At 39.8% G+C, this 10,091-nt stretch carries 7 protein-coding genes and 1 pseudogene; 2 read left to right on the plus strand and 6 right to left on the minus strand.

Annotated elements, in window-relative coordinates; translation table 11 throughout:
* Positions 1-162: 162 nt before the first annotated feature.
* On the minus strand, positions 163-441 hold the full coding sequence (locus DWZ38_RS09815) for a hypothetical protein (protein WP_021926763.1): 279 nt from the start codon (positions 439-441) through the stop codon (positions 163-165).
* Positions 442-824: 383 nt separating this feature from the next.
* Here DWZ38_RS09815 and DWZ38_RS09820 point away from each other — a divergent pair, with 383 nt between their 5' ends.
* On the plus strand, positions 825-1,088 hold the full coding sequence (locus DWZ38_RS09820) for a hypothetical protein (RefSeq protein WP_347519349.1): 264 nt from the start codon (positions 825-827) through the stop codon (positions 1,086-1,088).
* Positions 1,089-1,322: 234 nt separating this feature from the next.
* Here DWZ38_RS09820 and DWZ38_RS09825 read toward each other — a convergent pair whose 3' ends face one another.
* From DWZ38_RS09825 to DWZ38_RS09845, 5 genes are all read right to left on the minus strand, one after another.
* Positions 1,323-1,724, minus strand: a complete 402-nt coding sequence (locus DWZ38_RS09825; RefSeq protein WP_178105311.1) for a helix-turn-helix transcriptional regulator — start codon at positions 1,722-1,724, stop codon at positions 1,323-1,325.
* 331 nt (positions 1,725-2,055) lie between these two features.
* On the minus strand, positions 2,056-4,089 hold the full coding sequence (locus tag DWZ38_RS09830; RefSeq protein ID WP_117852192.1) for a sugar transferase: 2,034 nt from the start codon (positions 4,087-4,089) through the stop codon (positions 2,056-2,058).
* Between the two features lie 382 nt (positions 4,090-4,471).
* Positions 4,472-4,828, minus strand: coding sequence for a hypothetical protein (locus DWZ38_RS09835; protein WP_021926767.1), 357 nt, complete (start codon positions 4,826-4,828; stop codon positions 4,472-4,474).
* 59 nt (positions 4,829-4,887) lie between these two features.
* Positions 4,888-5,367, minus strand: coding sequence for a hypothetical protein (locus DWZ38_RS09840; RefSeq protein ID WP_021926768.1), 480 nt, complete (start codon positions 5,365-5,367; stop codon positions 4,888-4,890).
* A gap of 128 nt (positions 5,368-5,495) precedes the next feature.
* Complete coding sequence (locus DWZ38_RS09845; protein WP_147343002.1) at positions 5,496-7,835, minus strand: hypothetical protein; 2,340 nt, start codon at positions 7,833-7,835, stop codon at positions 5,496-5,498.
* 537 nt (positions 7,836-8,372) lie between these two features.
* On the opposite strand from DWZ38_RS09845, the pseudogene DWZ38_RS09850 reads away from it, so the two are divergent.
* Positions 8,373-9,689, plus strand: a pseudogene (locus tag DWZ38_RS09850) (IS1380 family transposase).
* Positions 9,690-10,091: the final 402 nt, after the last annotated feature.

Here is a 10,091-nt window from a genome sequence, read left to right on the forward strand (position 1 = left end):
CTTCCTCCTCTTTTTTCTTGGATGTTAGGGTCAAAAAGTATTTTGCCCCTACCAAGTTCAAAAGCCTTATCATGCAAGCATGAACGGCTTTTTGACCTTTTGACCCTGATATCTTCATACTAGCAGATGTTTATGATGATTTTGTGAACGAAGAGCGAGAATTTAGTGATTCAGCCCTTTTTCATAAACATCATTGATGGTGGCCTGGGCGTGCTCTAATTCTTTCTTCTGCATAATGGCATCCCGGTCGCTTAAAATGGCAAGCATCTCATCTGCCACATCCTCCATTCTGGGGCTGGTGACCCGATAAAGATATCCTAACATGCGGGTGGCTGTGTAATCCGTGTTCATATATTTATAGGCAATTTCCCGGCAAAAGGCGTCTGGGTAGCCTTTTTCCTGCAACGCCTGGTAAAGTTCCCTGGTTCGGTCTGATGGCATAAATGTTTTCCTCCAAGTTAATTTGATTCCGTGGACTGCTTTGGCACTCCTTTAAAATTCATTATAATAATCTTCCCGGAAACTTACAAGCCTGGATGACAAATTTGGGGTTTTGTGGTATTCTAAAGTTACTGTTCATAGGTAATATTCCGCGAGGTGTTTTGTGTGAACAAGGTTCACAGAAAACCCGAGAATTAAGTTTGCGCAGCAAACGCTACTTCTTGTGCAATGCACAAGAAGGTTCGTCTTTCTGTGCATCGCGAAGCGTGTTACTGGGCACGGAGTGAACAGTAACATTCTAAAGCATATCTGAAAAAGACTTTCTGCAAGATGTGTGTCACACTTTACGGAAATGCTTTTTCAAACAGACTCCAGAACAGAAAATGTGTCAAATAAAGAAAGAGGGAATTTTCATGCGTCAGGAAAGCTTCAAAATGGAACGTCCAGGTCTGGTGAAACCCGGAGATAAGGTTCAGATCACCGAATATCAGTCATACATGAACTACAGCTACATCATCGAGCCCGCTGTTGCCATGTCCGGCTGCTACCCCAACTCCCAGCGAATCAAAGCCAAGGAAGGCACTATCGTCAGTGTGGAGAAGGCACCGCTTAGCGGGTATGTGGTGATTGCGGAATTTGAGGAATAAATTAAATAGATGCGCGGTTCCTTTGCATCACCGCTGTCGAAACTTAATTTATGATGTACCAGACGAGCCAAATAAGATTTATATAATAAAAACACCCCAGAAGCAGATTATCCAGTATCTCCTTGACGAAATCCTGACAATCTGCTTCCGGGGTATTTTATTTCTACCTATATTATGTAAAAAATATTTCCAAAATCCGTTTTCCCTATCTCACGGCCTATTTTCCTGTCTGCCTTATTTTCTCTTAACCTCATATCCCTGGAGAAGCTTCACCACATCATGGATCAGATCTTTCTCCCCCACAGAAAGCTGTCTGTAAACTGCCAGCATCTGCAGCTCATCAAATGTAAGCACTTCCTTTTCCTCACATTCTTCATCAATCAGCAGCTCCGAAATCGGAATTTCCAACGCATTGCACAATTTATAAACCGTATACATGTAAGGTTTTGTTTTCCCGGTCATCATAGAGTGAAGGGCCGATGTTGATATATCTGCCTTCTGTGCCAGTGCATAATACGAAATTGCCCGCTCCTTACAAAGCAGCTTAATATTCTCCACCAGCTGCTCACACTTCTCTTCCGGATTATACGGTTTTGACACAACACAATTTTCCATTTTCAGATTATTCTTCTGCATACCACTCAACATCCCCATTCGCTTTTTTCCTGCATTTCATTTTTATTACAGTGTAACTGTCAGCACTTCCACAGCTACGTCGCAATTTCTCAATCTCTTTCCCTCTATAACTAATACGACAGAAATCGACAAAAATCACAAAACTGTACTAAAAACAGTATAGCACATCTCCAGGCTTCTTCCTTTTTCGCTATTCCGTAAGTCCATACTTTCTTTCGAATGGATTTCCTCCACTTGCATAGACTCTCCCATAATGATTGTATTATATATGAAAGAAGAGCGAAAGGTCTTGTTTTAGACCTTTTCGCTCTTAAGTATTTTTCAAACTCTTTTATTTTCGTTTCGGCTCAAATAAAACCTTCAAAGTCGCCGCCAATATTCCCAGATCCATAGCAAAAGAATAATTCTGAATATAGTAAAAATCCATTTTCAAACGATTGCTTCTGGAACTGCTGTACTTGCCATGCACCTTGGCGTATCCAGTAAGCCCTGCCTTTACAGAAAGGCGGTAGGAATACTCCGGATGGTTTTTCCCATATTTCACCGCATTCTCAACGGTTTCCGGATAAGGTCCTACCACAGACATATCCCCCCGCAGAATATTAAAAAACTGGGGCAGTTCATCCAGATGCGTTGTTATAAGCAAATGCCTGCCATTAAATTTATACTGCGAAAAATGCTTGCCATCCTTAGTCAGACACTCCCTTTTTATCAAAACCGGATTTCTTCTTACCACTTTAATATAAAAAGCAATCAGCAGATACAGCCAGGACAGCAACACCATCACAAACACAGAAAAGCAGATATCAAAAATACGCTTTGCCATTCTCTGTTCCACAGTAAGCCCGCAGTTACGAAACAGCTGCAAAGTCATATCCGACAAGGAAACTTTCTCGGAACTCATCAACATAATATCCGACAGGCTTGTCTGACAATAGCACCGCTTCTTATTTTCATAACAAAAACGGATATAAAACTCACGGTCTTCCGCTGACATATCTCCTAACATCACCGACTCATGACGCATAATCTCACGGGCAATCTGCTCCCGTCCTTCTTCCAGGGAAATCCGGGCACCCAAATGGTATCTCCCACTGCGCCTCTGCAGTTCTGCCTCAAGAGGCGCGGTGCTTTGTTTTCCATAAATAAGCAAAACTTCATGTGCCGGGTAAATATTGCCGTACAACCACCGAACCACTACAGACCACACAATTCCAATCAGGAAATTCAAAAGAGCCACCGCCAGCATAGGCGTAATATGCTCCATAAATTTCCAACGTCCAATCAGCGCCAACTCCAAATAAGTTCCGCCATTGACCAGCACTGCTGTATACGCATGGGAAAGAATCACTTCTACATACTGCTGATGGATCACACGAAAAGCGGAAAATACTTTGCCTACCAGCATATTCAAAGCCAGATACAAGGACAACAGCGCCACATAACCCCAAAAGTAATAACGACGCCCAATAATCCGCTTGAAATTATACTGCTCAAACCATGCCCTGGAAAAAGTCCAGGTCCACAGAAAAAGAAGCAGTGCTGTCATCAACATAAGAAATAATTTCTTAAACCGCTCTTTGCCCATCATTAGGCGATAGCTTCTCCACCAGAGCAGAGAGTATTTGCACAATCCATGAAAGGTATAGCTTGCCATACAAAAAATTCTCTGTTTCAACGGAACTCCAGCTTTTATATAAGTCTGCCAGTTCATTTGCGCAGACTTTCCCTTTTTCCCGGATTTGGAAGCCAGCGCCTTACGGTAAATTAGCAGAGGCTCGTCCACACCGTAAGCCCTTGGAACTTTCTCAAGAATCGCCAGCCAGGTGGCAAAATCCTCATGAATGCCCTCTTCTTCAGGCATAGGAAATTCCAGCATAAGTTCACGGCGAATCAGTACGGAAGAACAGGAAATCACATTCTGACCAAGCAATTTCCTGCGGCTTACATGCTCTGGCACGTGAAGCACATGCGCAATGGTCATTCCATCATCTTCAATAAACGCAGAGCCCGTAAACAAAAATTCTGCCTCTGGATTCCTCTCTATGACAGCCAGTTGCTTTTCCAGCTTATCCTCCCGCCATAGATCATCACCGTCCAGGAATGCGATCCACTCCCCTCTTGCCAGACGAACGCCATAATTTCGAGTAGCCGCAGAACCAGAATTCACCTTATTTTGAAAAATCCGAATTCTTTTATCTTTTTCCGCCAGTTTCTTCATATAGCGGTACGTATTGTCCTTAGAGCAGTCATCAATCATCAGCAGTTCCCAGTCCGTAAATGTCTGGGAAAGCACGCTTTTCACTGCATCCGGAAGATATTTTTCACAATTGTAAGCCGGGGTTATGATAGATATTTTCGGCATGTAAATCCCTTTCTTACTTTTCACTACGTAGTTATACTTTTATCACAACTGTTTTGCCATTATAACATATTAAAGGAGAATGAGCAAATTCGTGTTCCTGTCAAACCCAAATGTTTCAACACCTCTCAAATCATAAAGCACGTGACGCATCGTTCGAGTTATAATAAAACAACTTCTCTCAGATCTATGGTGTAATTGAGAGGTCCAATATCAATTAACCATCTAACTAAGAGAAGTTGTATTTATATAATACCACATAATTTACAGTTTGTGTAAACTTTTTTCAAAAATTTTAGAATTTTTTCATTTACCAGCTTGTCTCCAAATTTGCAGACAGGAACCAAAGTCCCTGTCTGCATAATAACAACCATTATTTAATATTTTACATTCTGCCATTAATGACATCTGCAATGATATTCTGCAGTACTCCTTCTGTAAAGGTTCCAAGATGAATGCCTATTTTTCTCAGCACTTCTCTTTTATTCTTGGATTTGCTGTTCTGCACAATTTTTCTCAACGAAGAATACTCCGGTGAAGATGCCGGCAGCTCCTGCAATGCATTCTCCGCCTTTTTCACAACAGATTCAATCTGCATGTCTGTGAGAAACTGTGCATCACCATACACCTTTACTTTCTCCGCCTGAACATCAAAATCTGCTGTTTCACTCATCCTGACTCCAGTGATAACTTTCGCATGATCACTGATCGAAACATCATTCAACTTAATATTGATTGCCATGCTGCAATACCTCCAATTCTTAACTTATATTGTCTGTCAACAACGTTTACACGGAATCCTTATTTAATTCCCATATCCGTTAAGATTTTGGCATTGCCATGAATATCGCAGCCCTTGATATTTACAGTAATATTCTGATGGCCAATACTTCCAGCCTTCATTACTTCTTCCAGCACATTGAGGACCTTCTTAAGGAAATTTTCGTCAGTGAACAGAATTGGAATGCGGGTTCCAGAGTTCATAGACAGAGTCAAAAGCGTTTTGCTTTTTAAATCTTCTTTTTCAAAGTACCAGTAAAGGATCCATGCAATACCAGCCGCTACACATCCAGCAAAAGCAGCTGTATTGAAAGATCTGAGGAGCAATCCAAACAGAATCAGCACCACAGATAATTTCGGAAAAGCGGGCAGTTCAAACTTATCATTCGTAACGTAAGAAATGTTGGCGATCTTAATGACGCTTCCATTCCATTTAATAATGTCACCTGTGATTTTGAAATTGTCCAGTTTCAGTTCTTTTCCCTTTTTTTCGTTACTCATAACTATTTCCTCCTTAATTCCAATTGATAGTTATCGTAACAGCTGATCAGTCTGTTGTTGATGCTTATAGTTTATATCAGCTTGCTGCAAATTTCAATTCCACTTAATTCTTCAAAAATCCGGCGCCTTCAACAAAAAGAGACAATCATATTGTAGAAATTCCCAATTTCCAAATCTAAATTCCCAATTTTTGAACCGGAAGCACCAATTTTTTCCAAATTGCGCAGCAAAGCCTTTAATTTTTTGTATTTGCTCGTTTCATTTACTCTTCCACTAAAATATGAAGCCTTTTTTAGTGCATTTTCCGTATCTTCGCCTTTCAACTGAAGTAAAAGACAATAAAAATACCAGTAATCAGCTCTATACTGATCGTCCAAAAAAGAATGTTTTTCCAGCCATTCTTCTGTAATTTGCAAATGATCCTCCATGCGAACAATATAACCTTTATCTGAAGGATCTTCTACATACATTAAGAAATAACACCTTACTGTATAAAGCAAATAATCTACAGCAGCCCGATAAAAACCATTTTCTTCTGCATCTTCAAAACCTCTTTGAAATTTCTCCTCCATATCTTCTAAAGAACTTCTTTTTAATGCAAACTCACATTTTAACGCCCACCTCCTGCACCATGAACGCTCACGGGCCTTTAGAGTACATTTTTCCTGCATTTCCTGCCAAATTCTCCATGCATTTTCCCTATCTCTTTTCAGGGCAAAAAGGACCACTGCTTTCCCATTTAAATACCGATTGCACTTGTAAAGATCCATCCCGGAATACTTTTCAAAATAATCTTCTGCACACTGCAGTGCCTCTAAAGCTTTCTCTTTTTTGTTGCAGCGAACACAGCGACGCATATACATTCCATAAGTTTCCATAACCTGCACATGATTCTGCAGTCTTCGTGCAACTTTGCGTCTTTCTACGTTAATCTCATCCGCAATATCCCACTTTTTACTTCTCATATAAAAGAAGTCCGCCAGATTGTTGCCTGTTAATGTAAGATATTGTTCATTCAGATTATTTTTGGCACAAAAATACAACACTTCCCTCAAAATGGCAATCTCACCGTCACGATCAAGAAATGTTTTTTCTCCGCTGTAAACCATATTTGCACTTAAACTGTTAATCTGCTCCAGATAAAAGTCCACACTGAGTTTCATATACTTATTATACTCAGTTTCATTCCAGAATTTAAAACGAACCAGTTCTTTTATTATGGGAAACATACGCACTCCCCTAAAATTCCCATCTTCCTTATTTTCCCGGTTTCTTCCGCTCTCCATTATGAGCATATACTTATATCCCTGGAAAAGTACATTTTTCCAATCCTCAGCCTTTATAACATCTCTTAACAGAAATTTAAGCATATCAATACTTACCGGCCCGGAAAAGTAACTTGCGCATATAATCAAACTATGCGCATTTGAATCAATCTGGCTCCACATTGCCTCTGTTAAATCTTTCCATAGCCCTTCATATACGGTTTTCAATTCTGGATCCGAATATAAGCGTGAATTGAAAAATCGTTCCAAATTTCCCTCATACCTGATAAAGTCGCCCTCAAAAATAGCATTTCCCAAGCGCTCTACCGCAAGAGGGATTCCACCTGTTTTTTCCCGAATTCCTGGAATAAATACTTTTGTTATCTCGTCCTGACTAATCCGATCATCATTCACCAGTCCCGGCACATATCTTTTCAAAAGTTCTTCTGTACATTTTACCTGATTAACCAAATCATTAAATACAATGTACTCCATGTCCTTTAAATATAAATTTTCACACGGTGTATGTGCAAGGAAAATCACTTTACCATTCCCCATAAATTTCATTTGGCTAAATGGGAATGTCTGAAGCCCAATATGTATTACTACACACTTCTCCCTTAGAAGTGCAAACTTCAAAATTCGACTCTCTTTTATCTCTTTCAGCGTTTTTCCATAAAAATCATAAATCTGCACTTCTCTTCCGTCATTCTTTTCCGCAAAATACTTTATTACACTGGCAGTAATTCCGCTTTTATACGTGCCTGCAAGATATAAAAAACGTTTCGGACTTTCCTGCAAAAAAGAATCCAATTTGTCCGTGAGCACCTGCGGACATACAATCTCTTTATTTTCTCCCGTTTTTCTGTGGTATTTTAACTCATTCGGCTCTTCAAATAATCGATCGAATCGAACATCATATCCGCAATAGTCTTTGAAACTCTGTATACAGCTATCGACAAATTCTTTTATTCGGTCTGCTGGAAGCTTATACTCCAACCCAACTGCTATACATCCCATTAATAACCACTCTGGTTTATTTCCGCCTATTTCATCATCGTACTTTCTAATCACTTCTGAAGAAAGTCCATTCATTCTCGACATCTCTTTCCGTATTGCAGTTAAGTTGATCCTTTTTAATTTGTGTATTTCTTCACAATAATTGCTAATTAAGTCTTGCGGTCTTTTGGTATTCTCTTTCATTTCCCAGCGCCTGCCCTTTTATGCTATGATCCTGACATCATACGCGTTTTTCTTATTATACCAATAATCCTGACCACATTCCATCCGTTATGTCGAAAATATGCTTTTCTTTTTTCGACATATTGCGCACGGTTATGTTTTTTATTGAGTGAAATATTGAATTTTCAAGGTTCAACGCATCTTATGAGTATAGCAACTAAAGTAAAAACAGCCCCTTCCAGGGCTACTTTCGTTGATTTTCTGTTTCTAAACTTCTATTGATGTTTGATGAAGACTTTCCAAATCTGTAAACAGATCTTCGTGTGAAGACCATATTACTTTTAAGCCATGCTGTTCCCAATACACAGTCTGTGCCTGAATAAGATAATTAACCTGAATTATTCACGGCTTTGCCGTGAAAGTGGCTGAAAGCCACATAGTTACTGTATTTTAATTGCACATTGCTTTTCACTTATTAAGTAAATGAAAAAAGAGCATCCATTTGTGGTAAAATTAAGGTGTTCAAAGTCTTAACAATCCCAAACAAAGGAGCCCTTTATGAGTATTGTAAACACCTTTTCACTTCAAAGCAATAGGCAAATTAAAATAAATTTTAATGGAGGTGATTTATCCTCCGATGCAGGACTCCTTTTGATAAAAGAATTCGCTGCAAAGATCGGTTTTACAAAGCTGATCAAAAAGAAGTTTAAAACCAATGATAAATCTGTCCGATTCCACAAAGACCATGAAAATCTGTTACAGATGATCTATCAGGTCATCTCTGCATATTTTCAGGATGACTGTACGGATGAGCTGACTTTGGATCCTGTTTTCCATGCTGTTCTTGATAAAGAAAGTCTGGCATCACAGCCAACATTATCAAGATTTTTTAACCGTATGGATGAAGATACTCTGGTACAGTTTGATGACATTGATAAAAATCTCAGGGATATCATCTATTCTATAAAACGCCCGGAGCATATGCTTCTGGACTTAGACAGCACTCTGTTTGGCACTCATGGCAAGCAGGAAGGAGAAGGATTCAACTTCCATTATCAGGCACATGGATATCATCCATTACTGTGCTATGACGGACTGACCGGAGATCTGATAAAAGCGGAACTTCGTGACGGAACGCTCTACTGCAGCAATGGGGCAGATAAATTTATGAAATCCATCTTTCAGGAATACCTGGAAAGAGGCATTAAAACTTATCTTCGTGGTGACAGTGGGTTCGCTTCTCCCAAACTTTATGAAACCTGTGAGAGTAATGGCTGCTCTTATGCCATCCGTTTAAAACAGAATCCCGCACTCATTGCCCTGGCTTCTGATAAAGATGAAGCTCTGTACAAAGCAACCCAAAAGGATCAGATCAGCTATGCAGTAACTTATGGCGAATTTATGTACCAGGCGGGTTCATGGAACTATCCAAGACGTGTGGTTTTCAAAATTGAGAAACCATATGGTCAGCTGACACACATATACACCTTTATTGTTACAAACATGGATATGGAACCTTATCAGGTCATCCAGTTTTACTGTGGCCGGGGCAAGATGGAAAACTTCATTAAGGAAGGCAAAAGTGGATTTGACTTTGCTGCTGTCAGCAGTCATTCTAAAGTAGTAAATGCCAACCGTATGAGACTTCATATGCTTGCCTACAACTTATTCAATTAGTTCAAACGACTGGTACTGCCAGCCAATATGCGAAAGCAACAGGTGGATACCATCCGCTTAAAGCTGATAAAAATTGCTGCAAGGGCAATCCATTCAGCAAGATCTATCACATTCAAACTGTGTAGCAGCTGCCCTTATAAAAGGGAGTTCTACAGGACATTGGAGAATATCCAGCAGCTGTCCGTACAGTTGGAATAGTAACTATTAACGTACCTTGACAGTTTCAAAGTAACTCAATCAAATTTCATAGGGGAAGTTTGTCCATTTTTATGGATAATCCGATTGAATTCAAGGAAACTGTTTCAAGTCTTTGCAGTATTGAGCATTTCTATATGCCCATGAATAATTCAGGTTTATTTTGTGGATAATCATCTTCGGCAGGAAAAATTGTGTTTATAGTTTTTCCTGCCGTTCTTTTTGTAAAAAGTTATACACCGGATTCCTGCCGTTTGGATCCATCCCCGCCGTTTGGAGGCTTACATTGATATCTTTTTTCACTGCAAAACAGGGACTTATCCACAGTCAGATTGACGAAAGGACGTTTTCCTGCAAATTACGTTCAAACGGAATGCCAGTTCCGCTACTGCGGAACGGCTATTC

This window comes from Ruminococcus sp. AF31-8BH (assembly GCF_003460605.1).
In the GTDB taxonomy this organism is placed as follows: domain Bacteria; phylum Bacillota; class Clostridia; order Lachnospirales; family Lachnospiraceae; genus Blautia_A; species Blautia_A acetigignens.